Below are 21,896 nucleotides of genomic sequence, written 5' to 3'. Positions count from 1 at the left end.
TCGGAAAGGAGTGATTCGAAGGGGGTTGGCTCAAGGTTTAACGCAACCGGGCAGGTGACAGCCTGGACGCATCAACGCCTTGCTGGTGCAGCTCTTCAGGCAGCGCCGCCTGGCGGATCAGCGCATCGGCCAGCGCACTTGCACCTGCCGCGCTCTGGATGCCGTAGCCGCCCTGCGCTGCGAGCCAGAAAAAACCGGGGCAGGCGTTGTCATGGCCAATCACCATTTCCCCGTCGGGTACAAAAGAGCGCAGGCCGGCCCACGTGCTGGAAGGGCGGCGAATCGTCAGTGTCGACACACTTTCGATCTGGTGAATACCCATGGCAATGTCCAGCTCTTCAGGAACCACGTCGTGCGGAACCGTCGGGTCCGCATTGGCGGGTGAGCCCAGCAGCTGCCCGGCATCGGGCTTGAAGTAGTAGCTTTCATCCACACCCACCACGGCGGGCCAGTGTGAGGTGTCCATGCCCTCGGGCGCCTTGAAGGTAAAGGCGCTGCGCCGGTGCGGCACCAGACCGATGGGCTGCGCGCCGAACATGGCGGCCAGCTCGTCAGCCCAGGCGCCTGCGGCATTCACCACGGTTTTGGCGCGCAGCGTCTCGCCGTCGCTGAATTGCAGGGTCCAGCGCTGTCCGTCATGCGTGGCCTGTGTCAGTGTGGCGGCGGTTCGCAGCTCTCCGTCGGCACCGGCCTTCTGGCGAAAGCCGCGCAGAAAGCCCTGGTGCAGTGCATGCACATCCATGTCCTGCGCGCCTGCGTCGTACAGCGCGCCGTGCACCACATCGGGCCGCAGGCAGGGTACATGGGCCAGCGTGGTGCCGGCGTCCAGCGTCACCAGGCCGGGGCAGCTTGCGGACAGTTCCTGGCGGGTGTGCGCCAGTTCTTCTTCCTGGCCGTGCGTGGCAAGGTAAAGCACGCCCCGGGGCTGTATCAGTGCCGGGTGAAACCCTTCCGGCGGCCGTTCGTAAAACCCGCGGCTCGCACGCGTCAGCGCCCGCACCATGGGCGGGCCGTAGGTTTCCATGAACATGGCCGCCGACCGGCCGGTGGAGTGAAACCCCGGCTGGGATTCACGTTCGACGAGCGCAACGCTGCGTTGCCCGGCCAGGCGCCAGGCCAAAGATGCGCCCGCAATGCCGGCGCCGAAGATAAGGATGTCAAATTCTCTCATTTGAGAATTCTCACATGCGAGAATCATGCCTGTCCAGCCCATTTACCGGGATTTTTCGAAAAAAGGGAAAACACCATGCCTGCACGCCCCGCCCGCAACCCTGCCGCCGCCCCCGAGGCGGACCGGGTGCGGCTCGGCCTGAGCCTGCGCGGGCACCGCAAGGCGCGGCGGCTGACGCTCAAGGACCTGTCCGGCCGTTCCGGCGTGGCACTGTCCACGCTGTCCAAGATGGAGCTGGGCCAGATTTCGGTCAGCTATGAAAAGCTGGCCGCCGTAGCGCGGGCGCTGTCGCTGGACGTGGGACAGCTGCTGGACGCGCGAGCCGCGGCGCCGGCCCCTGGCGCTGCAAAGCCGGTGGTGGTCTGGTCCGAAGCAGGCGGTGCGCCGGCCTACAGCTCGGGCAACTATGACTACGGCGCGCTGGCCGCCGGCTTTCCGGGCAAGCGCATGACGCCGATGCACGGCCGCATCGTGGCGCGCAGCCGCAGCCAGTTCCCCGACTTTATCCGCCACGCAGGGCAGGAGTTCGTGATCGTTCTGTCGGGCCGGGTGCGCATCGAGTTCGAGACCGGCGAAATCATCGAAGTGGCGCGCCATGAGTCGGCCTATTTCGACAGCGGCGTGGGCCACATCTACCTTTCGCTGGGCCGCAGCGACGCGCAGGTGCTGGTGGTGATGAGCGAATAGGGCTGCCTGGCCTTGTGTTTCGGGTTTGTACCCGGGTTCAGGTCGACAGCTTCTCCCAGGTCAGGTCAAATTTCAGCAGATATTTGCGCAGCCTGTCCGCATCATTCACTACGCTGCGCTGGGTGCGCGATACATTGAAGAGCGCCCGCCCGGCGTCGCTGAGGGAGGCGCTTTTGCGGCAGACCTCAATCACGGCCTGAAGCTGTAGCTGTTCAAAATAATCGAGTGTGTCCGCGGCGCCTCCCATTAATTCGGCGAGTGAGGCAGCGCCGCCGCTAGCTTCCTGTTCTGTGGCCTGCCATTGCCAGCGTAGTCGCGCGATCTCGGCCTCCACCAGGCTTGCGCCGATGCGGCCGTTGTCACCCAGCGTGGCAAGGCGGGTGATGGATGCGCTCAAGTCGCGAAAATTGCCAGCCCAGATGGCCTCGCCCGATTGTGCAAATCGCAGGTAGGCTGCGCGGGCTTCAGCGGTCATGCGGGTTTTCCTGCCCAGATCCTCGGATGCGAGCGTGAGCTGGTGGTCCATGTTGGGCTCGATATCCTCCCGGCGCTGGCTGAGGCCGGGCAGGGTGTAAGTCCACAGATTGATACGCGCAAAAAGGTCCTCGCGGAAGCGCCCGCGGGCGACTTCCAGACGCAAGTCCTTGTTGGTACCGGCGATCAGCTGGAAGCTGCTTTCGACTTCTTTGTCGGCGCCTACGGGCAGGAAGCGTTTTTCTTCCACGGCCTTGAGCAGCATGGCCTGCTCGTCCAGGCCCAGCTCGCCAATCTCGTCGAGAAACAGCACGCCCTTGTCGGCGGTGCGCAGCAAGCCGGGACGGTCATTGGCCGCCCCGGTGAACGCCCCCTTCTTGTGGCCGAACAGCGTGGAGCCCGCACCGTCGCCGTGCAGCGTCGCGCAGTTCACGTCGACAAAGCTGCCGCTGACCTGGTGGCGCGACTTTTTGAGCTCGAAGATTCGCCGCGCCAGCATCGACTTGCCCGCACCCGTGGGCCCCGTCAGCAGGACGGGCGCCTTGCTCTGGACGGCGATGTGTTCGATTTCCTCAATCAACTTGTTGAAGCGGGGGTTGCGTGTGGCGATGCCGCTTTTGAGAAAGGACACTGCATCTTGCTGCGCTACCGCAAGCCGCGTGTTGATCGCGTCATACCGCGAAAGGTCCAGGTCAATCAGTTCATAACTGCCCACGCCCTGGCCTTGCCGGCCCCTGGGCGGCGCCGTCTGCAACAGAACGCCGGGAATGAAGCGCGCCTCGACCAGCAGGAACAGGCAGATCTGCGCTACATGGGTGCCGGTGGTGATGTGCGCCCAGTACTCTTCGCGCTCGGTGTCGAAGGCGTAGGCACGCATCCAGTCATACAGCGCGCCATAGACCTCGCCGAAATCCCAGGGGTTGGCCAGGTTCATCTCGACCAGGCGAACCTCGGTGCCGGGCGAGAGCTGAACCACGTCTTCGCGCACCCTTTCGGCCAGCGCTTTGTTGCGCACGTCGTGCATCAGCTCCAGCCGGTCGACGATCAGGTCTTCATGCTGTGCGATTGAAACTGTCGGCCGCCATTTCTCCCAACGCGAAGCACTCAGGCCCGAATCCAGTTGGGTACCCAGGAAACCCATCACCACTTTCTTCTTCATATTTCTAATGTACTAGCTTTAAAGCTAAGAACTCAAGAAGTATAAGTTTAAAAAACTGGTGAATTTTTGATTAATTGAAAAACTATCAAATGAAATCAATTGCTTAGAGAAATTGGTGATCTCTTTTAAAGAGTTGGCACGCCACCTGCAATGTATATCCCGTCACCACAACGGTGAATGCAAACAAGGACTAGGAACATGGCAAACACACAACTATTTCAAAGCAGCAAAGGCAGTTTCCTGCCAGCTGCCACCATCGCCAACGAGGCTGGTGGTGTCGCTTATGCCTTGGCACCCCGGCATGCTTTGGTGCAATTGGCCGTCACCGGTTGCCTGAACAATGTTTACTACGCAGGCGCTGCCGAGCAATTGGACAAAGTGCTGGAACTGGCTGCGCAGGTTGATGCGGGCTTCGTGGCCAAAACTGCCATCTATGCCCGCGAGCGTGGCCATATGAAAGACATGCCGGCGCTGCTGTTGGCCTCGCTGGCGACCCGCGATGTGGCACTGTTTGCCAAGGCGTTTCCTCGCGTGGTAGACAACGGCAAGATGCTGCGTAACGTGGTGCAAATTCTGCGTAGCGGCCGTGTGGGCCGTAAGTCAATGGGTTCGCGTCCCAAGAAGTTGGTGCAGGCCTGGTTGTGCAATGCAAGCGAGAAGCAGCTGCTGAACGCCAGCGTGGGTAACAGCCCGTCGTTGGCCGACGTCGTGAAGATGGTTCACCCCAAACCGGCTGAGGCCTGGCGCGCCGCGTGGTTTGCCTGGTTGATTGGCCGTGACTTTGACGTGAGCCAGTTGCCCGAGGCGACGCGTGCTTTTGAAGCCTACAAGAAGGACCGCAGCGGTGTGGCGCCCGATGTGCCGTTTCAAATGTTGACAGCCTTGAACCTGACCACCAACCAGTGGACGCAGATTGCAAAGAATGGCTCGTGGCAGATGGTGCGACAGAATCTCAACACCTTTGCGCGCCACGGCGTGTTTGGTACAACCAAGGCTGAAAAGGCCATTGCCGCCAAACTGCGTGACGCGCAGAGTATTGAGAAGGCCCGCGTGTTGCCCTACCAGTTGATGGCTGCCTACAAAGCGACGGATGAAACCGTTCCTCTGCAGGTACGTGAAGCATTGCAAGACGCGATGGAAATCGCGTTGAAGAACGTGCCGGCTTTGGTGGGTAAGGTGGTGGTGTGTCCTGATGTGTCGGGCTCCATGAGCTCGGCGGTGTCCGGACATCGTGGTTCTGCAACCAGTGCGGTGCGTTGTATTGACGTGGCGGCCCTGGTGGCTGCGGCTCTGCTGCGCAAGAACCCGGCAACCATGGTGCTGCCGTTTGAGCAGAAAGTCGTCAACTTGTCGTTGAACCCGCGTGACTCGGTGATGACCAATGCGGAGAAACTGGCTGCCGTGGGCGGTGGCGGAACCAACTGCTCGGCGCCGTTGGCCCTGTTGAACGCCGGTAAGGCCAAGGCAGACTTGGTGGTGCTGGTGTCGGACAACGAGTCGTGGGTGGATAGCAAGCGTGCCGGTGCGACGCAAACCTTGCGTGAGTGGGAAGTGTTCAAGCAACGCAACCCGCAAGCCAGGTTGGTGTGTATCGACATCCAGCCTTACGCCCACACGCAGGCGCTCGAACGGCCTGACATCCTGAACATCGGCGGTTTTACCGATGAGGTGTTCAAGGTACTGGCCTTGTTTGCCGCGGGAGCGTTGGGAGCCGACCACTGGGTCGGATTGATAGACGAGCTGGCTTTGTAAGCCATGACTCGATGTGTTGAGCGTCGTCGCCTGAGGAATGCCGGTGTGATTACATCCAAACTGTTTTTATCACACCAACTGTTAGTCCTCAGGCGGGGGCCTTTTTTAAAGATGGACAAGAGGGTTTTCAAAAGCACGAATGCTGGCGGGATTACATTGGATATAGCCGGTTCGACTCTGGCCATGTGCATCACAGGAAACTGAATGCACATGAAAATCTCACCGATCTTGTCGTGTTTTTGAAAGCTCTTGAAGAGAGAGCAAAAAGTTTTGATTGCCAGCGGCAAATGCGGTTGGAATTACAGCACTGTTAATGCCGAGGTCGCGGGTTCGAATCCCGCCGGTGCTGCAATGGGCTTGTGCCCGAGCCCATTGCAGCACCGTAGCTCAGTCTGGTAGAGCACGTATCCATTTCAACAATTTTGTTGCTGCTGGTGATCAAAAAGGTTTTGGATGAATGCCCGTGAAATTACAGGTAGACGCGGCGTGCAAACGCTCTCGTGCTGAAAGGCGCGGGGTCTGGGTTCAAACCCCAGCTTGGCAACAAGTGGCGAAATTTCATTTCACAAGCTCTAGTCATCCGTTTTATTGAAAAAGGAAGAACAACAATGAACTACCAACAACATGAAGTTCCCGGCGGTGTGCCGGTAAAGATGTGGACCAACGGCGTGCCGGTGGAAGCGCAGGCACTCAAGCAGCTGGAGAATTCCGCACGCCTGCCCATCGTGTTCAAGCACGTGGCCGTGATGCCCGACGTGCACTACGGCCTGGGCGCCACCATCGGCAGTGTGATCCCGACTTTCAAGGCGATCATTCCGGCGGCGGTCGGTGTGGATATCGGCTGCGGCATGATGGCCTGCAAAACCACGCTGCGCGCCGAAGACCTGCCTGACAACCTGGGTCCGCTACGCACGGAGATCGAAAAAGCCGTACCGCACGGCTCGGCGCCCAAGACCTACCGCAGGAATGGTTCGGTGCGCGAGGTCGGCGCCTGGACGAACCCGCCCAGCGCGGCAGATGCGGCCTGGGGCCAGCTGGTCGATGAGTTCGAGGCTATCTGCCTGGACTACCCGCGCCTGAAGAACACCAACAACCACCGCCACATGGGAACCCTGGGCGGCGGCAACCACTTTGTCGAGGTGTGCCTCGACGAAAGCGGCGGGGTCTGGATCATGCTGCACAGTGGTTCGCGCGGGGTGGGTAACGCCATCGGCACGCACTTCATCGAGCTCGCGAAGAAAGACGCCGAGCTGCACCAGCGCAACCTGCCGGACAAAGACCTGGCCTACCTTGAAGAAGGTTCGCAGTACTTTGGCGACTATGTGCGCGGTGTGGGATGGGCGCAAAAATTTGCGCGCCTGAACCGCGAGGTGATGATGCAGGCCGCCATTGGCGCGTTGCGCAAGGTGATCAGCAAGCCGTTTGAGACGCACGTGGAGGCGATGAACTGCCACCACAACTATGTGCAGAAGGAAACGCACTTTGGGCAAGAGGTGTTTGTGACCCGCAAGGGCGCCGTGAGCGCGAAGGCGGGAGAGCTCGGGATCATTCCCGGCAGCATGGGCGCCAAAAGTTTCATCGTGCGCGGCAAGGGCAACCCCGACAGCTTTATGAGCTGCAGCCACGGGGCCGGCCGCACCATGAGCCGTACGCAGGCCAAAAAGCTGTTTACGGTCGAAGACCAGATCAAGGCTACCCAAGGCGTGGAATGCCGTAAGGACGCGGAGGTGATCGACGAGATTCCGATGGCCTACAAGGACATCGACGCCGTGATGCTGGCCCAGAGCGATCTGGTGGAAGTGGTGTACACGTTGAAGCAGGTGGTGTGTGTGAAGGGGTAAGGAATATGAGTCAAACATCGAGTAGCTATCTGGTGGAATTGGTGAGCCCCGCGATAGCTGAATTGCGGACCGAGCTAATCCGAGCGCGTTGCGCATTTCAGTTCAACGTCTTTCAGGTGGAGCCCTATCGGTATTCGGAGGATTTGCACAAAGCAGCACTGGCGATGGCCTTTCAAGAAATTGACATAAAGGCTGACATCCAGAGTGCAAAAAGCAAGACCCTGCTGGCCGGTGAGTTTGACGCGCTTGTAACAACGCGGGGGTTGCCTGAGATCCACCCCCCGTTGTTTCACGCCTTTCGTGATCCACCTTACGGCACCAGTTGGACAGATTCCGACGCTCAAGAGAATTTCGTGAAGTGGCTGAAGCTTCTGGGGGCGGATCGGACAAATAACCTATGCGTTTTGGATTGGGTTGGTGACCCTGATCAGAATCCAGGGCGCAGTGGGTGGAGTACCTACTTTGATTCCGGCAAGGAGTGGTGGGGAATTTGGTGTCTCACAATCTGGAACCCGGCTCGCAACACCATTTCCGTCCTTGTGGCGAGTCAAACAGATTGAAATGGGGTGAGCCCCGCAAAAGGACGTGTGATGAAGAGCGGAAAGCAAAGGCGGGAGGAGATCAAGGCCAAGCGCCTGGCACGCCTGAGCGCGGCGCGGGCACCCAACCCCTTTATTTCAACCAGGTCAGTGCCTTTGGGCGCTGTGGCGGCGGACCACGCGCAACTGGCGCATAACACCACCTGGAGTTTGTTGCCCTCGTTCTACATCGACACGCCCTTTGTCTGCAAGGACTGCGGTGCGCACGAGGTGTGGACGGCAAAGCAGCAGAAGTGGTGGTATGAAATCGCCAAGGGTCGTATTGAAAGCTGCGCGGTGCGCTGCCGTCCTTGCCGTCTGTTGGAGCGTGCGCGAGTGGAAGAGGCGCGGCGCGTGAGCCAGGCGGGCTTGGCTTTGAAGATAGAAAAGAAGAACAATGAAAATTGAAGTTAAAAACATAATTGAACTGGATGGCTCGCAAGGCGAAGGTGGCGGGCAGATCTTGCGCACCGCGCTGGCGCTCAGCCTGGTGACGGGCAAGCCGTTTCGCATGGACAACATCCGTGCGAAGCGGCCCAAGCCCGGCTTGATGCGCCAGCACCTGGCCTGCGTGAACGCGGCCGTGTCTGTGGGCGGCGGCGTCGATCAGACTTCCGCCGTCAATGCCACCGGTCAGGCGGTGCAGATTGGCGAAACCACGTTGCTGTTCACGCCAGGTGAGGTGCGCGCGGGCGACTACGAATTTGCGGTCGGCTCGGCCGGCAGCTGCATGCTGGTGCTGCAAACCGTGCTGTGGCCGCTGCTCCAGGCCAGGGCCGCCTCCACGCTGCATCTCAGCGGTGGGACGCACAACCCGATGGCGCCGTCGTGTTCCTTCCTGTCGCTGCTGGCACCTTGTTTCGCCGGCAATGGAGAGGCCCTGTTTGACATTGAGTTGCGCCGCCACGGTTTTTACCCGGCGGGAGGCGGGGAGGCGCGCGTGCGCCTGAATCCGCCCACGCAGGGCTTTTCGGCCATTCACCTCATGGAGCGCGGCGCGTTGCTGGAGGCTTATGCCGAATGCCTGCACGCTGGCCTGCCCAGAGGCGTGGCGGAACGTGAGCTGGACGTGCTGCGCAAGGGGCTGGGTTGGGAAGAAGGCTGCCTGCGCGACCGCGGGCTGCGCAGCAACGAAGGGCCGGGCAACGCGCTGTTGGCCGTCCTGCGCTATGAGCACATCACCGAGGTCTTTGCGGCCTATGGCGAAAAGAGCGTGAGTGCCGAGCAGGTCGCCCGCCGCGTGCTGCAGGAGGTGAAGGCCTACCAGGCCCACGAGGCGCCGGTAGGCCCGCACCTGGCAGACCAGCTGATGATTCCCATGGCACTGGCGGGCCTGCAGGGTCGGATGGGTCGCTATTGGGCGACGGAGCTGACCGAGCACACCCGCACCAATGCGCGGACCATCGAAGCCTTCCTGCCTGTGAAGTTCTCGTGCGAGCCATGCGGTGGCGGAACGGTGATTTCGCTGCAGGTGTAATGAATGGCCGGGTCATTCCTGGCCGATGCATGCCGATGTGAAAAGGTGCCGTGCATTGCTGGTGTTGAGTCCGGGGCCAGAGAAGCCTTACAGTATGGGCTGGTCGCATGAGGAACCTGCATGTCCAACGGCAAAAATACACTACCATCCGGCGCCCCCGATAAAGCCCAGATCGAGAACGCGATCGAAAAGGTCAATCGGCAGATCAAGATTCTGCGGGCCTTCAAAATATCGGTGACGCAAACCGGCTGGGATTCGAGCGTGGAGTCCCTGCAAAAGAAAGTCAACACCACCCTGGCCGACAGCTTTGGCGTGGGCACGCCCGAATACCGGCAGTTTGCCGTCGCGATACAGGATTTTCTGCTGGACAAGACTTTCGGCGACCGCTTCACGGACGACGAACGCCAGCAAAAAGTCAGGCAAGGGATCGATCTGGCCATCATGCGCGTGAATGCGGCCAAGAAGCTGCTGAGCGACTACCTCGATGGCACTGCAGCGCCGATGGTGGACCCGGTTGTGGAGGCGAAACCGGTGTCACCGCCCCCACCAGCACCAGCACCAGCACCAGCACCAGCACCGGAACCGGAGCAGATCTCCACACCTTCACCTTCCATTCCAACGAGGATGCCCATGTCCAAGACAGATCTCCCTTTCTCTTCCGCCACGGCACCGCAAGCCGTGTCCGGTTCTCGCGTGGCTATCCTGGGCCTGGGCGGAGATGCCGTGGGCGATGCGTGCCAGTTCATGGAGCAGCTGGGGCTGGAGGCGGCGATACTCGACGCCGTCTCCATCGATCAACTGGAGGGGCTGCGCAATGTGGCGTTTTTGCTGCTCCTGCCGGGCAACAAATCCGATGCGCCTGCGGCCATGCTGGCCATTGGATTCATGCTGGCCGCGCTCGGCCGCAACCGCATTGCCTGCCTGCTGTCCCAAGACGACGCCTTGCCGGATGTCCTGAAGGGCGCCACAAGCATTTCGGTCGATGAGGCAGGCCTGTGGCGGCTGCTGCTGGCACGTGAGATGAAGCGGGCAGGCCTGGAGGTGGATCTGAACCTTGCCATGTGAGTGGCACCCCGGCGGCATGAGTGGTGTCAGCGTGCCGTGGGTTTCGTTGCTGCATCGTCAGGCAGCATGGCAGCGTCTCTTTGCATCAAGGCACGGACCAGCCAGGCGAACCATGCAGCGGCAATCGCCGCTGCAATCCAGACCAGCATCTGCCCCAGCCGGGCCTGGTCGTCCAGCAGGTAGGCGTTGCAGACGCGTACCGGCGAAGTTTCATACAGGTTGCCCACGACTGCCATCATCGGCAGCACATTGCCCAGAAAGAAACCCTGCACCAGCAGGCCCGCCGCGTGCCAGGACAAGCGCACGGCGGCGCCGCAGGCCAGCAGGGCCAGGCTTTTCAGTATTTCGATGCGGCTGTCCACCAGCGCCAGGTCCAGTACGCGGGGAATCATCATGATCGCGAGCATCATCGCGGCCGCGAACAAACCGCTGATGCCGTGGGCATTCCAGAGCCCCAGGCGAGCCAGCCAGCGCCCCGGCAGTGCTGCGGCGAGCAGATAGCCGGCGAGCGCCAGCAGGGGATACTGCACCAGCATGTGAAGGGTCATGCTGGCTTCCAGCCCATGCCGCAGGCCGGGCAAGGCCAGCAGGCACAGCAGGGCGACGGCCATAACCGCCAGGGTGCCGCGCGAGGGATGCGCCAGCCTCTTCATGGTGAGGCCGCCTGCGCAAGGTGCTGCGCATAGTCGAGCGCGAGCTGTTGTTCCGCGTAGTCAAAAATGCGAACCAGCCGGCCTTTCTGGTCGATGACCAGCAGCGCCGCGTTGTGTTCAAAATCGCCGCGGCCGTCAGGGACCACCACGACCTGGAAATCCGCCAGCAGGCGCTGGGTGTCCCGCGGGTTCTGCACGCGCACAAAGCGCCATAACGCCGGGTCGGCGCTCAATCGCGCTGCATAAGTTTGCAGCACGCCAGGGCTGTCGTAACTGCCGTCGAAGCTGATCGACAGCAGTTTCACGTGGCTGCTGCGCTCCTGCAAGATTCGCTGCATTTGCTGGAAGCTGCTGCCCATCGCCAGGCAGACGGTCTGGCAACGTGTATAGACGAAATCCACCAGCGTGACGGACTGCCCGTCGGCGAGCCGCTGCGATAGCGTTTGAGGGGCGATGCCGGGCCCGTCGACGCTGACTGCGGGAGTTGCGACAGGTCGCAGCGCAACTTCGAGTCGGCGGGCGCCCTCGGCGGTCCAGACCTGGAAGTCGTGCGTCAGCCACGTGGCGGCGCTATAGCCTGCCAGGGCCAGCATGGCGCTCAGAAAGGCGGTGCGAAACATCGAAGGGCTCAGGAGGCTTTGGCCGTCAGCGCCTTGAGCTCGGCGCCGCCGTTGAACGGTGCGGTTCGCGTGCCGGCCTTGCGTTCGGCCTCGAACAGCTCGGGCTTGATGGCTCCCGCCTTGTTGGACCATTCGGCGCGGATGTAGCTCGCCACCGCGGCCAGTTCGGCATCGCTGAGCTGCCCGAACGCCGGCATGGCGCCCTTGAAGGTATTGCCCATGACGGTGATTTCGCCCGTGACGCCATGCAGCAGGATGTTGGCCACGGTGCGCTCGTCGCCGGTGACCCATTCGGAGCCGTCCAGCGGTGGAAACACGCCGGGCAGCCCTTTGCCGGTGGCCTGGTGGCAGGCCACGCAGTTGGCGGTGAACAGCTGTTTGCCGTTGGCCGCAGCGCCTGGCGCGGGCCCCGAGAGATCCGCCAGGGTGCGCTTGTCCCCCAGGTCGGCGCGGCCGAAGGAGCCGGACAGCACGATGTAGCCCGCGCCCCATAGCACCAGGGCCAATGCCCCGACCAGGAAGATCAGCGGGATGGGCTGGCTTTTTTCAGAGGGCTCCGCCTGTTCCCGCTCCTGGGCCCGGCTTTCAGATGTCTTGTCGTTCAACATGGGATGACCTTGTGTGGCTCAGGGCTTGGGGGCGGGTGGCAGCACCGGGTAGGTGTGGTTCAGGCCCTGCAGGTACTTGACCAGGTCCAGCGCCTGGGGCGAAGGCACGACCACCTGGCCGATGTTCGGCCCATAGGCGGGTGGCAGCGCCAGCGGTTGCTCACCCTCGCTTTCGGCGTCTTTCGCGTCCTTTACCGTGAAGAGATATGGGTAGGACGGCATGATGGAGCCGGGCACATAGGCGCGCGGCTGGTACAGGTGGCCCAGGTGCCAGTCCTTGCTCGGCTGGCGCGCCCCGATGTTGAAGAGGTCCGGCCCGGTGCGCATGCTGCCCAGCAGGTGCGGCTTGTCATAGAAATAATCGCCCGGCACCGAGGCCCGGCCCCAGCCGCGTTCGGCATCGGGGCCGAAGTTCCGGTCACGCGGCTGCTGGCTGTGGCAATACACGCAGCCATTGGCGATGTAGACCTCGCGCCCGCGGAGTTGGGCACTGGTGTAGTTTTTCAGCTCCGGCGGCGGCTTGATGTCGCGCACCTGCATGTAGGGCATCACCACCAGCGCTGCCGTGGCGATGCCCAGGGCCACCATGGCGCCCGATGCCAGCTTGACTTCATTTTCCATGAGCGGCTCCCATTTCAGCGCTGCGTGCGTCGTTGGGCCAGAAGAGGGCGGCGCCCGCGCGGCCCGGCCCGAAACGAAGCGCCATGGTCAGGAAATGGCCGACGAACACCAGGTGGCTGAGTACCATCAGGCCGCCACCCACGGATCGCCATTTCAGGTAGGGCAGGGTCAGCTCGACGGAAGCCATGAAGGGCTGGGCGGCATCCAGCATCGCCACACCTTGAAGCCAGCCGCCGATGGTGAGCCCGACAAAATATATCGTCACCCCGACGGCCGCCAGCCAGAAATGCAGGGTGATCAGTTTCGGGTAGGGCCACTCCCAGTTCAGCACGCGGGGCATCATGAAGTAGATGGCGCCGAACAGCACCATGGTGACAAAGGCATAGGCGCCCAGGTGCGCATGAGCCACCGTGAAATGGGTGAAGTGGGTGATCTGGTTGACGCTGCGCAGCGCCTCCAGCGAGCCCTGCAGCGATGAGGCGAGGTACATCAGCCCGCCGAACATCATGAAGCGCAGCGTTGGCGAATAACGCGCCAGGTGCATGCGCCCCTGCAGCGTGGCGCCCATGTTGATGCTGAAGGCGATCACGGGGATCACCATCATGACGCTCTGCACGATCGACAGCGTGATGAGCCAGCCGGGCACCGGGCCACCGATGAGGTGGTGGCCGCCGACCTGCCCGTAGAAAAATGCCAGCGTCCAGAAGCCCAGCAGCGAGAGGTTGTAGGAGCGTATCGGCCGGCCGATGATTTTGGGCAGGAAGTAATAGATGGCACCCACGCTCACCGGCGTGAACCACAGGCCCAGCACGTTGTGCCCGTACCACCAGTTGGTGGTGGCCTGCTGCACGCCGGTGTGCACGCCGGGCATCTTGCCGACCAGGAAAAGCAGGGCAATCCACAGCAGCGCCGCCGTCATGTACCAGACGCTGACGTACAGGTGCGAGACCTTGCGGTTGACCAGCGTGAACAGCACCGGCAGGATGACAAGGGCAAAGCCGGCGAACATGAAGATCGCGATCTGCCATGGAATTTCCAGGTATTCCATGCCGTCGTTCCAGCCGGTCGCGATGGCGCCTATGCCCCCTGCGATGCCCATGTTGATGAGCGCCCCGCCCAGCATGACCCAGATGGCGCCGTAGAGCCGGGTGCGCAGCAGCCGCGGCAGCAGCCACACGATCATTCCCAGCGCGGCATTGGTGATCCAGCCGTAGAGCACGCCGGTCAGGTGCACCGTGCGTATGCGGCCGAAGGTCAACCAGGCATAGTCGGTAAGCCAGTCGGGCTCATGCAGCTTGATGGACGACACCAGCCCCGCCATCGAGCCCACGATGAGCCACAGGCAGGCAAAGGTGATGAACATGAACACCGGAAACGCGGTAGAGCGGTCGGACGTGATGCGGTCCAGCAGCTCGGCGGCATCGGCGGCGTGGGTCTTGATGCCGCCTTCCTTCACGGCCTTCTGCATCGACGCCTGTGCCACGTCCTGTAGCGCGGGGTCGTCGACCTGGCCGATCTCGCCGTGCGCGAAGATGACGGAAGCCGCGACAGGGTTTTCTACCAGTAGTCCTTTGCGCAGCGACCAGATAAAGACAAAGAGTCCGATGATGGACAACAGGAAGGCGCCCAGAAGGCTGAGGGCGGCGCTGTCCATCACGCGGTTCCTCCAGCGGACAAGGCAGGTGCGGGGCCATATCGATTGCCCTTGCACCACCCCCCGGCAAGGCCGGGTGGAGGCGCCGCGCGCCGTGAGGGCTGTGAAGCCTGAACGCTCATGCGTGATGCAGTGGTCATGATTTCTCCGGTATGGAGGGAAACCTGCGCTTGCGCGAAGGTCCTCTGGCGTCCTGAGTCGCGATGGGCCGCGGGAGCTTGCCGCAGATGAGTCATCCTACGCCTTTGTCTGCAGTCCGTCTGCTCGGCCGCCCGCGGTTCGGCGTCTGCTATTGATTTTGTAGCTGTTTGCGCCCGTCTGAATTGGCCTGCAGCCTGAATCAATGTATTGATATAGCTTAAGCCAGGCCTCATCAAGCCGTGTTAGCCTCGCGGCCATGTTGAACCGCATCCCCTCTTTCCTGCGCCATGTCGGCCCAGGCGTTGTCACCGGCGCTGCCGATGACGACCCTTCCGGCATCGCTACCTACACGCAGGCGGGGGCGCAGTTCGGCACCGGCCTGCTCTGGACGGTGTTTTTGTCGCTGCCTTTCATGATCGCCATCCAGCTGGTGAGCGCCCGCATAGGTCGCGTCACCGGCAAGGGTGTGGCGGCCAACCTGCGCGAGCACACGCCACGTGCCTTCCTGATGAGCATGGTGTTTTTGCTGGTGATTGCCAACACCATCAACATTGCCGCCGACATTGCCGCGATGGGCGAGGCGCTGCAGCTGGCGGTGGGCGGCGGCGACCACTTTCATGCAGTGGCCTTCGGCATCATCACCGTGCTGCTACAGGTGTTTGTGCCTTACCGCAAGCTCGCACCCATTTTGAAATGGCTCACGCTCTTTCTCTTTGCCTATGTCATCGCCGTGTTCCTGGTGCAGGTGCAGTGGGCCCAGGTGCTGCATGACCTGGTCGTTCCCAAACTGCAATGGACCTCGGGCTACTGGATGATGATCGTCGCGTTGCTGGGCACCACGATTTCGCCTTACCTGTTTTTCTGGCAGGCCTCGCAGGAGGTGGAAGAGCTGCGCCTGAAGGGCGGGGTACTGGGCGCCGAAAAGAAGATCCGCCGCGACCTGCGCCGCGTCAAGCGCGACACCTACATCGGCATGTTTTTCTCGAACGCCATCGCCTTCTTCATCATGGTGCTGGGCGGTGCGGTGCTGTATGCGGCCGGTATCCATGATGTGACATCAGCCGCGCAGGCGGCGCAGGCGCTGCGGCCGCTGGCCGGCGATTTTGCCTTCGCGCTGTTTGCCGGCGGCATCATCGCCACCGGTTTGCTGGCCGTGCCGGTGCTGGCCTCATCGGCCGCCTATGCGGTGGCCGAAGCCTTCGGCTGGCCCGAGGGCCTGGAGCGCCACTGGTACGAAGCCAAGCGCTTTTACGCCATCATCGTCATCGCCACCGTGGTGGGCACCGGCATGGACTTCACCAGCATAGACCCGATGAAGGCGCTCTACTGGAGTGCCGTGATCAACGGCGTGGTGGCCGTGCCCATCATGGCGGGCCTGATGCTGCTGGCCGGCCGGAAATCGGTAATGGGCAATTTCACCTCCGGTTTCAAGACCACCTGGTTTGGCTGGGGCGGTGTGGTGGTGATGGGCTTTGCTGTGGCGATGATGTTGCTGGATTTGATCCGCCCCTTGTTCTAGTCTCCCCGGCGACGAACCCACAAACGCTGCGGCCCCGCGCCCTGCCCGGCCAGCTGGTCATAAGGGTTGCGCAGCCGGCATTTGTCAATCGACAGGCAGCCGCAACCTATGCAGTCGTCCAGCGTGTCGCGCAGTTTCTTGAGCTGGGCCATGCGCTCATCGAGGTCGGCGCGCCAGGCGGCCGACAGTCGGGCCCAGTCCGCGCGGCTGGGCGCTGCTTTCGCGGGCAGGGTGGCCAACGCGGCTTCGATGTCCGCCAGCGCGATGCCCACCCGCTGCGCGACGCGCACAAAGGCTACGCGCCGCAGCATTTCACGCGCGTAGCGGCGCTGGTTGCCCCCGGTGCGGTTGCTGCTGATCAACCCTTTTTTCTCATAAAAGTGCAGGGTGGACACCGCCACGCCGCTGCGGCGCGCCATGTCGCCGACCGTGAGTGTGGGGAAGATGCCGGCCTGTTCCAGTTCCGTACCCATGGATTTCCTTGAAAAAATGCTTGACCTCAACTTTACTTCAGGTTTCAGACTCCTCATTTTGCAGGCCAATCCGGCCCGCTTATTTCAAAGGAGTTGTTTTCATGTCCAGCGATTTATCAAGCCCCGCTTCCGCCTCCGTGTTCCGCGTCGACAAATTCGTCGTGCCCTCGCAATCAATCTCCGCTTTTGTCGAGCGCATTCACCAGGTCCAGCGCATGCTGGGCGAGCAGCCCGGCTGCCTGCAAAAACATGTGCTGACCCAGACGGGTGACAGCAGCGAGTTCGATGTGGTGACCGTGGTCGAGTGGGCCAATGCCGATGCGGTGGCCGCCGCCCAGACCGTCATGCAAAAGCAGCTCGCCAGCGAGGGCTTTGACATCCAGGCGTTCAGGAAGAAGCTGGGCGTGCGCGGCGACTCGGGGATGTACCGCGAGGCTTGAACGCCGTGTGATTCAAGGCCTGCCCAGCGCCTCGAGTACGTTCTCCGGCGTGGCCGGCGCTTCCAGCACAACGGCCCGTCCAGGACGCGCTGAAGCAATCGCATCGCGCAAAGCCTCGTACACACTGATCGCCAGCATCAGCGGCGGCTCGCCCACGGCCTTGCTGCCGAAGACGTTGTCTTCGCGGTTGGGCTCGGGCCACAGGTCAACTTTGAGGTGCTCGGGCACATCCCCGGTGGCCGGAATCTTGTAGGTGCTGGGTGCGTGCGTGGTCAAGAGGCCCTTGTCGTTCCACACCAACTGCTCGGTCGTGAGCCAGCCCATACCTTGCACAAAACCGCCTTCGATCTGACCGATGTCGATAGCGGGGTTGATGCTGGTACCCACGTCATGCAGGATGTCGACTTTCAGCACGCGGCTTTCGCCCGTCAGGGTGTCGATGGCGACTTCGGTGCAGGCCGCGCCGTAAGCGAAGTAATAAAACGGCCGGCCGGTCAACGTGGCCTTGTCGTAGTGGATTTTCGGCGTGCGGTAAAAACCGTCGCTCCAGAGCTGGATGCGGTTGGCATACGCCAGCTTCACCACCTCGGTGAAGGGCCGCGCGCCTGCGGGTGTGATGACCTCGCCGCCTTCAAACTGCACCGCACCCGCACCGCAGCGGTCCAGGCCGGCAACAAATTGCGCCAGGTTGTCGCGCACATTGCGGGCGGCGTATTGCGCGGCGCGCGCGTTCAGGTCGGTGCCGGCTGAGGCGGCGGTGGCTGACGCATTCGGAATCTTGCTGGTGTCGCTGGCTGTGGCCAGCACCTGGTCGAAGGGCACGCCCAGTTCATCGGCCACGATCTGGGCGACTTTGGTGTTCAGCCCCTGGCCCATTTCGGTGCCGCCGTGGTTCACCTGCACGCTGCCGTCGGTGTACACATGCACCAGCGCGCCGGCCTGGTTGAAGAGGGTGGCGGTAAACGAAATGCCGAACTTGACGGGCGTGATGGCGATGCCGCGCTTGATGACCGGACTTTGGGCATTCCAGGCGGAAATGGCCTGGCGGCGTTGTGAATAAAGCGCGGACAGCTCCAGTTTTGATAGCAGCGGGGCGAGGATGTTGTCCTCGACCTTCATCTGGTAGTGCGTCACATCGCGCTCGCCGATGCCGTAGAGGTTGCGTTTTCGCACAGCCAACGGGTCCAGGCCCAGCGTACGCGCGATGTCGCCCATGATGGCTTCAATCACGATCATGCCTTGCGGCCCGCCAAAGCCGCGGAAGGCGGTGTTGCTTTGCGTGTTGGTCTTGCAGCGGTAAGACGCGATCTCCACGTCTTCCAGAAAGTAGGCGTTGTCGGCGTGGAAGACCGCGCGGTCGGCCACCGGGCCCGACAGGTCGGCGCTGAAGCCGCAGTTCACCGCCATCATGAGCTTGAGACCGCTGAGCCGGCCGGTGCCGTCAAAGCCCACGTCGTATTCATACGCAAACGGGTGGCGCTTGCCGGTGACCATGAAGTCGTCGTCGCGGTCCAGCCGCAGCTTGACGGGGCAATGCAGTTTGTGGGCAGCAATGGCGGCCCAGACGGCCATCTGGCCCGACTGCGTTTCCTTGCCGCCAAAGCCGCCGCCCATGCGCCGGCATTCGACGCGCACTGCGTGGTTGGCGATGCCCAGTGCATGCGACACCCAATGCTGGATCTCGCCGGGGTGCTGGGTGCTCGAGTAAACCAGCCATTGCTGCTGTTCCTGCGGCACCACGTAGGCAACCTGGCCTTCGAGGTAGAAATGCTCCTGGCCGCCCACTTCGAGTGTGCCGTGCAGTGTGTGCGCGGCCTTATTCAAGGCGCTGGCCGCATCGCCGCGTTTCACGAAGACCGGCGGCAGCACATAACTTTCGGCCTTGAGCGCGTCGTGCACGGTCAGCAGGGCGGGCAGGGGTTCGATGTTGCACACCACCTTGCGCGCGGCGCGGCGGGCCTGCATGACGGTGTGGGCCACTACCACGCCGATCACCTGGCCGATGTGCTGCACGGTGCCCTGCGCAAACACCGGTTCGTCGTGCGAGAAATTGCCCAGCACCGGGTCGCCCGGAATGTCGCGTGCCAGGATCACATCGCGCACGCCCGGCATCGCCAGCGCTGCGGCGGTGTCAATGCCCCGCAGCTTTCCGTGTGCCACGGTCGACAAAATGGGCGCGGCATGCAGCGTGCCGCGCACTTCCGGAATGTCGTCGACATAGGTGGCGGCGCCAGCGACTTGCGCGCGGGCGCTTTCATGGGGTGTGGAGCGGCCAGCCGCCTGCGTGCCTGCAGGTTTTTGGGTCAGCGACGTTTTTTCCGCCAGGTCTGCGGGGGGCATATCGCCAGCGCGGGCATTGGCTGCGCGCACGTCCGGGTCGGCCACCGCATCCCGGCTGACGGAAACATCTTTCGCGGCGTTCATGTGGCTTCCTCCAGCCGGAAGCTGGCCAGGTTGATCTGCTGCAGGCCTTGGCTTTCCAGCCAGTAGCGCTGGAGCAGGTTACCCAGCACCTGGCTGCGGTAGGCCGCGGAGGCGCGCATGTCCGAGATGGGTGAGAATTCGGCGCGAAACGTAGCGATGGCGTGCTGCACAGTGGTCTGCGTCCAGGGCTTCCCTGTCAGCGCCGCCTCGGTCTGGATGGCACGCACCGGCGTGGCGGCGACGCCGCCCGCACCGATGGAAGCAGTGATAACGGTGTTGTTTTCAATCTGCAGGTTGATTGCCAGGCAGACGGCGGAAATGTCGTCGTCGTAGCGCTTGGAGATTTTGTAAACCTTCATCGCCTCCCGGGGCTGTGCCTTGGGTACCTTGACCCAGGCCAGCACTTCGTCGGGCGCCATCACATTCTTGCGGTAGCCGGTGTAAAGCGCTTCCACCGGCATTTCGCGGTGGCCGCGCAGGCTCATCAGGACGATGTTTGCACCGAGTGCAATCAGCAAGGGCATGGAGTCGCCAATCGGCGAGCCGTTGGCGATGTTGCCGCCCAGCGTGCCGGAATTGCGCACCGGCAGCCCGGCAAAGCGGGCGGCGAAGTTGTGCAACTGCGGCCGGTCTTTCACCAGCGCCGCATAGGCGTCGGCCAGTGTCACGGCAGCGCCGATGGCGATGTGATGCGGGTAGTCTTCGATGCGGCGCAGCTCCCGCACTTTGGTGACATCCAGCACTTCCCCGAACTGCATGTGCTGCTTGGTCACCCACAAGCCCACGTCGGTGCAGCCGGCCACCAGCTGGGCGCCGGGGTGGGCGGCGCGGGCCTGCAACAGGGCTTTCAGTGTTCGCGGCGACTTGTAAGCCAAATCGGCCTGCAGCCCAATAGGGGCGGGCGCAAGCAGCTCCAGTTTTTGTAGCAAACCGGCTTCGTCGATCCTCACGGGAGGCAGGCTGCCCATGGTCTGCGCGGCCTCCAGGATGGGCCGGTAGCCGGTGCAGCGGCAGAGGTTGCCGGAGAGTTCTTCCTGCGCCAGCTCCCGCGTGACGGGCTCGCCCTTGCAGACGTGGTTTTGGTACATGCCGAACAGGCTCATCACAAAGCCGGGTGTGCAGAAGCCGCATTGGGAGCCGTGCTTGTCCACCATGGCTTGCTGGGCGGGGTGCAAGGCGTCATCCTCTGCAATATCCTCTACCGTCCAGAGTGCCATGCCGTCGATGGAGTGCGCAAGACGAATGCAGCTGTTGATGGCACGGTATTCAAGCTTGCCGCCGGCCGCCTCGCCCAGTACCACGGTGCAGGCGCCGCAGTCACCTTCGCCGCAGCCCTCCTTGGTGCCGGTGCAGGCCAGGTCCTCGCGCAGCAGCTCCAGCAGGGTGCGGCTGGGTGGTACATTGCTGACGGAAACAACTTCACCCCGCCTGACGAAGCGGATGGGTCTGGAAAAAGATGGGACAGCCATGCTTCAGGTTAAACAGTCATGCCGCGGCCAGCATACAAAAGTGCATATCAACCGCATGGGTGAAAAGGTATGAAAGACCAGGCGCTTTTCGACAAGATAGACCTCCATCTCATCAGGGTCTTGAATACCGTGCTTACCGAACGCAGCGTATCACGCGCCGCCCTCCGCCTGGGCATGTACCAGCCCGCCGTCAGCGCGGCGCTCAAGCGCCTGCGCACGCTGGCGGGTGACCCTATCCTGGTGCGGTCCGGCGCCGGCATGGTGCCTACGGATGCGGGCCTGCGCATGATCGAGCCCTCGGCCAGCATTTTGCGCGCGGCCGGCATGCTGTTCAGCGATGCGCGCGGGTTTGATCCGGCCACGGCAGAAACTACCTTTCGCCTGGCAGCCAGCGACTACCTGGACCCGTCTTTCCTGCCGCAACTGGTGGCGCAGATCAAATCCCAGGCGCCGCTCTGCCATATTGAAATCCACCCACTGTCCGCTGAATCCGACTACCGCATGCACCTGGCGCAAGGCCAGGCCGACATCGTCATAGGCAACTGGGCCGCGCCGCCCGACGACCTGCACATGGCGCGCCTTTTTGGCGACGAAGTGGTGTGCCTGGTCGCCAAAGACCACCCGGCCGTGCGCCGCGGCTGGGATGCCGCGACCTGGCTGGAAGCCGAACACATCGCCCCCACCGCCACGCACCCGGGCGCCAAGGGCGTGATCGACGAGCACCTCGACACCCTGGGCATGGTGCGCAACATCACGGTGCGCTGCCCGCACTTCAGTCTCATGCCGTCCATGGTGGCATCAAGCTTGCTGGTGATGACCACCGGGCGCCAGTACTGCGAACGCTTTGCCAGCCTGTTGCCGGTGAAAATACTGCCTACCCCGATCGCCTTTCCCCGCATGATGTATTACCAGCTCTGGCACGAACGCACACACGCCTCCAACTCGGCCCGGTGGCTGCGCGAGCGTGTCAAGTCTGTGGCCTCGACGCTACGAAAAGAATAGCTGCTTGCGTCCGTCCTGTATGGGCTGCAGCCAGAATTACCTATAAACCGAAGACAAAACCGGATACC

General features: G+C 62.4%; 19 protein-coding genes and 1 pseudogene. 10 read left to right on the top strand and 10 right to left on the bottom strand.

Annotation, left to right across the window (positions count from 1 at the left end; genetic code table 11):
* Positions 1-37: 37 nt before the first annotated feature.
* Positions 38-1,171, bottom strand: coding sequence for an NAD(P)/FAD-dependent oxidoreductase (locus tag AC1DZE_RS01685; protein WP_477672235.1), 1,134 nt, complete (start codon positions 1,169-1,171; stop codon positions 38-40).
* 75 nt (positions 1,172-1,246) lie between these two features.
* On the opposite strand from AC1DZE_RS01685, the gene AC1DZE_RS01680 reads away from it, so the two are divergent.
* Complete coding sequence (locus tag AC1DZE_RS01680; protein WP_477668138.1) at positions 1,247-1,858, top strand: helix-turn-helix domain-containing protein; 612 nt, start codon at positions 1,247-1,249, stop codon at positions 1,856-1,858.
* Between the two features lie 103 nt (positions 1,859-1,961).
* Here AC1DZE_RS01680 and rtcR read toward each other — a convergent pair.
* A pseudogene (gene rtcR / locus AC1DZE_RS01675) lies at positions 1,962-3,473 on the bottom strand (RNA repair transcriptional activator RtcR); the annotation flags it as partial.
* A 216-nt stretch (positions 3,474-3,689) separates the two neighbouring features.
* Between rtcR and AC1DZE_RS01670 the strand changes: the two are divergent.
* The 6 genes from AC1DZE_RS01670 to AC1DZE_RS01645 all read left to right on the top strand — a co-directional run bounded on the left by AC1DZE_RS01670 (position 3,690) and on the right by AC1DZE_RS01645 (position 10,204).
* Positions 3,690-5,243, top strand: a complete 1,554-nt coding sequence (locus AC1DZE_RS01670; RefSeq protein ID WP_477699718.1) for a vWA domain-containing protein — start codon at positions 3,690-3,692, stop codon at positions 5,241-5,243.
* A gap of 608 nt (positions 5,244-5,851) precedes the next feature.
* Positions 5,852-7,084, top strand: coding sequence for an RtcB family protein (locus AC1DZE_RS01665; protein ID WP_477699717.1), 1,233 nt, complete (start codon positions 5,852-5,854; stop codon positions 7,082-7,084).
* A 5-nt stretch (positions 7,085-7,089) separates the two neighbouring features.
* A complete protein-coding gene (locus tag AC1DZE_RS01660) occupies positions 7,090-7,644 on the top strand; it encodes a hypothetical protein (protein WP_477699716.1) in 555 nt (184 codons plus the stop codon).
* 30 nt (positions 7,645-7,674) lie between these two features.
* Positions 7,675-8,070, top strand: coding sequence for a zinc-ribbon domain containing protein (locus AC1DZE_RS01655; protein ID WP_477668134.1), 396 nt, complete (start codon positions 7,675-7,677; stop codon positions 8,068-8,070).
* A 10-nt stretch (positions 8,071-8,080) separates the two neighbouring features.
* Positions 8,081-9,139, top strand: coding sequence for an RNA 3'-terminal phosphate cyclase (gene rtcA, locus AC1DZE_RS01650; RefSeq protein ID WP_477672118.1), 1,059 nt, complete (start codon positions 8,081-8,083; stop codon positions 9,137-9,139).
* A gap of 120 nt (positions 9,140-9,259) precedes the next feature.
* The gene (locus tag AC1DZE_RS01645) at positions 9,260-10,204 is read left to right on the top strand and encodes a hypothetical protein (protein ID WP_477672116.1); all 945 of its coding nucleotides are present in this window, start codon (positions 9,260-9,262) and stop codon (positions 10,202-10,204) included.
* Positions 10,205-10,230: 26 nt separating this feature from the next.
* Here AC1DZE_RS01645 and AC1DZE_RS01640 read toward each other — a convergent pair whose 3' ends face one another.
* The 5 genes from AC1DZE_RS01640 to AC1DZE_RS01620 are packed head-to-tail and all read right to left on the bottom strand — an operon-like array spanning position 10,231 to position 14,360.
* On the bottom strand, positions 10,231-10,857 hold the full coding sequence (locus AC1DZE_RS01640) for a hypothetical protein (protein ID WP_477672115.1): 627 nt from the start codon (positions 10,855-10,857) through the stop codon (positions 10,231-10,233).
* On the bottom strand, positions 10,854-11,477 hold the full coding sequence (locus tag AC1DZE_RS01635) for an SCO family protein (protein ID WP_477672114.1): 624 nt from the start codon (positions 11,475-11,477) through the stop codon (positions 10,854-10,856). Before AC1DZE_RS01635 ends, AC1DZE_RS01640 begins: the two co-directional genes overlap by 4 nt.
* Before the next feature lie 8 nt (positions 11,478-11,485).
* The gene (locus AC1DZE_RS01630) at positions 11,486-12,085 is read right to left on the bottom strand and encodes a c-type cytochrome (RefSeq protein ID WP_477672113.1); all 600 of its coding nucleotides are present in this window, start codon (positions 12,083-12,085) and stop codon (positions 11,486-11,488) included.
* 18 nt (positions 12,086-12,103) lie between these two features.
* Positions 12,104-12,706 carry a cbb3-type cytochrome c oxidase subunit II gene (locus tag AC1DZE_RS01625; RefSeq protein ID WP_477668129.1) on the bottom strand — a complete coding sequence of 201 codons (603 nt, stop codon included), beginning with the start codon at positions 12,704-12,706 and terminating at the stop codon, positions 12,104-12,106.
* Positions 12,696-14,360, bottom strand: coding sequence for a cbb3-type cytochrome c oxidase subunit I (locus AC1DZE_RS01620; RefSeq protein ID WP_477672112.1), 1,665 nt, complete (start codon positions 14,358-14,360; stop codon positions 12,696-12,698). The genes AC1DZE_RS01625 and AC1DZE_RS01620 overlap by 11 nt, the downstream gene beginning before the upstream one ends.
* Positions 14,361-14,757: 397 nt before the next feature.
* Between AC1DZE_RS01620 and AC1DZE_RS01615 the strand changes: the two genes are divergently transcribed.
* Positions 14,758-16,020, top strand: coding sequence for an Nramp family divalent metal transporter (locus AC1DZE_RS01615; RefSeq protein WP_477647846.1), 1,263 nt, complete (start codon positions 14,758-14,760; stop codon positions 16,018-16,020).
* Here the strand turns inward: AC1DZE_RS01615 and soxR are convergent.
* Positions 16,017-16,493 carry a redox-sensitive transcriptional activator SoxR gene (gene soxR, locus AC1DZE_RS01610; protein WP_477699715.1) on the bottom strand — a complete coding sequence of 159 codons (477 nt, stop codon included), beginning with the start codon at positions 16,491-16,493 and terminating at the stop codon, positions 16,017-16,019. The two genes, AC1DZE_RS01615 and soxR, sit on opposite strands and share 4 nt — an antisense overlap.
* Positions 16,494-16,594: 101 nt before the next feature.
* Here soxR and AC1DZE_RS01605 point away from each other — a divergent pair, with 101 nt between their 5' ends.
* A complete protein-coding gene (locus AC1DZE_RS01605) occupies positions 16,595-16,933 on the top strand; it encodes an antibiotic biosynthesis monooxygenase (protein ID WP_477665506.1) in 339 nt (112 codons plus the stop codon).
* Between the two features lie 12 nt (positions 16,934-16,945).
* Here AC1DZE_RS01605 and xdhB read toward each other — a convergent pair whose 3' ends face one another.
* A complete protein-coding gene (gene xdhB / locus AC1DZE_RS01600) occupies positions 16,946-19,357 on the bottom strand; it encodes a xanthine dehydrogenase molybdopterin binding subunit (RefSeq protein WP_477672110.1) in 2,412 nt (803 codons plus the stop codon).
* On the bottom strand, positions 19,354-20,826 hold the full coding sequence (xdhA, locus tag AC1DZE_RS01595; protein ID WP_477672109.1) for a xanthine dehydrogenase small subunit: 1,473 nt from the start codon (positions 20,824-20,826) through the stop codon (positions 19,354-19,356). The genes xdhB and xdhA overlap by 4 nt, the downstream gene beginning before the upstream one ends.
* 69 nt (positions 20,827-20,895) lie before the next feature.
* Between xdhA and AC1DZE_RS01590 the strand changes: the two genes are divergently transcribed.
* Positions 20,896-21,828 carry a LysR family transcriptional regulator gene (locus tag AC1DZE_RS01590; protein WP_477672108.1) on the top strand — a complete coding sequence of 311 codons (933 nt, stop codon included), beginning with the start codon at positions 20,896-20,898 and terminating at the stop codon, positions 21,826-21,828.
* The last annotated feature ends 68 nt before the right edge of the window (positions 21,829-21,896 follow it).

Source organism: Polaromonas sp. P1_F1, from assembly GCF_056405795.1.
This window is presented reverse-complemented; position numbering and strand designations above follow the sequence as displayed.

What these genes read in the sequence shown, in the direction of transcription:
- AC1DZE_RS01685 (WP_477672235.1), bottom strand. Translation starts at nt 1,171, where the DNA reads ATGAGAGAATTTGACATCCTTATCTTCGGCGCCGGCATTGCGGGCGCA.
- AC1DZE_RS01680 (WP_477668138.1), top strand. Translation starts at nt 1,247, where the DNA reads ATGCCTGCACGCCCCGCCCGCAACCCTGCCGCCGCCCCCGAGGCGGAC.
- AC1DZE_RS01670 (WP_477699718.1), top strand. Translation starts at nt 3,690, where the DNA reads ATGGCAAACACACAACTATTTCAAAGCAGCAAAGGCAGTTTCCTGCCA.
- AC1DZE_RS01665 (WP_477699717.1), top strand. Translation starts at nt 5,852, where the DNA reads ATGAACTACCAACAACATGAAGTTCCCGGCGGTGTGCCGGTAAAGATG.
- AC1DZE_RS01660 (WP_477699716.1), top strand. Translation starts at nt 7,090, where the DNA reads ATGAGTCAAACATCGAGTAGCTATCTGGTGGAATTGGTGAGCCCCGCG.
- AC1DZE_RS01655 (WP_477668134.1), top strand. Translation starts at nt 7,675, where the DNA reads ATGAAGAGCGGAAAGCAAAGGCGGGAGGAGATCAAGGCCAAGCGCCTG.
- AC1DZE_RS01645 (WP_477672116.1), top strand. Translation starts at nt 9,260, where the DNA reads ATGTCCAACGGCAAAAATACACTACCATCCGGCGCCCCCGATAAAGCC.
- AC1DZE_RS01640 (WP_477672115.1), bottom strand. Translation starts at nt 10,857, where the DNA reads ATGAAGAGGCTGGCGCATCCCTCGCGCGGCACCCTGGCGGTTATGGCC.
- AC1DZE_RS01635 (WP_477672114.1), bottom strand. Translation starts at nt 11,477, where the DNA reads ATGTTTCGCACCGCCTTTCTGAGCGCCATGCTGGCCCTGGCAGGCTAT.
- AC1DZE_RS01630 (WP_477672113.1), bottom strand. Translation starts at nt 12,085, where the DNA reads ATGTTGAACGACAAGACATCTGAAAGCCGGGCCCAGGAGCGGGAACAG.
- AC1DZE_RS01625 (WP_477668129.1), bottom strand. Translation starts at nt 12,706, where the DNA reads ATGGAAAATGAAGTCAAGCTGGCATCGGGCGCCATGGTGGCCCTGGGC.
- AC1DZE_RS01620 (WP_477672112.1), bottom strand. Translation starts at nt 14,360, where the DNA reads ATGGACAGCGCCGCCCTCAGCCTTCTGGGCGCCTTCCTGTTGTCCATC.
- AC1DZE_RS01615 (WP_477647846.1), top strand. Translation starts at nt 14,758, where the DNA reads ATGTTGAACCGCATCCCCTCTTTCCTGCGCCATGTCGGCCCAGGCGTT.
- soxR (WP_477699715.1), bottom strand. Translation starts at nt 16,493, where the DNA reads ATGGGTACGGAACTGGAACAGGCCGGCATCTTCCCCACACTCACGGTC.
- AC1DZE_RS01605 (WP_477665506.1), top strand. Translation starts at nt 16,595, where the DNA reads ATGTCCAGCGATTTATCAAGCCCCGCTTCCGCCTCCGTGTTCCGCGTC.
- xdhB (WP_477672110.1), bottom strand. Translation starts at nt 19,357, where the DNA reads ATGAACGCCGCGAAAGATGTTTCCGTCAGCCGGGATGCGGTGGCCGAC.
- xdhA (WP_477672109.1), bottom strand. Translation starts at nt 20,826, where the DNA reads ATGGCTGTCCCATCTTTTTCCAGACCCATCCGCTTCGTCAGGCGGGGT.
- AC1DZE_RS01590 (WP_477672108.1), top strand. Translation starts at nt 20,896, where the DNA reads ATGAAAGACCAGGCGCTTTTCGACAAGATAGACCTCCATCTCATCAGG.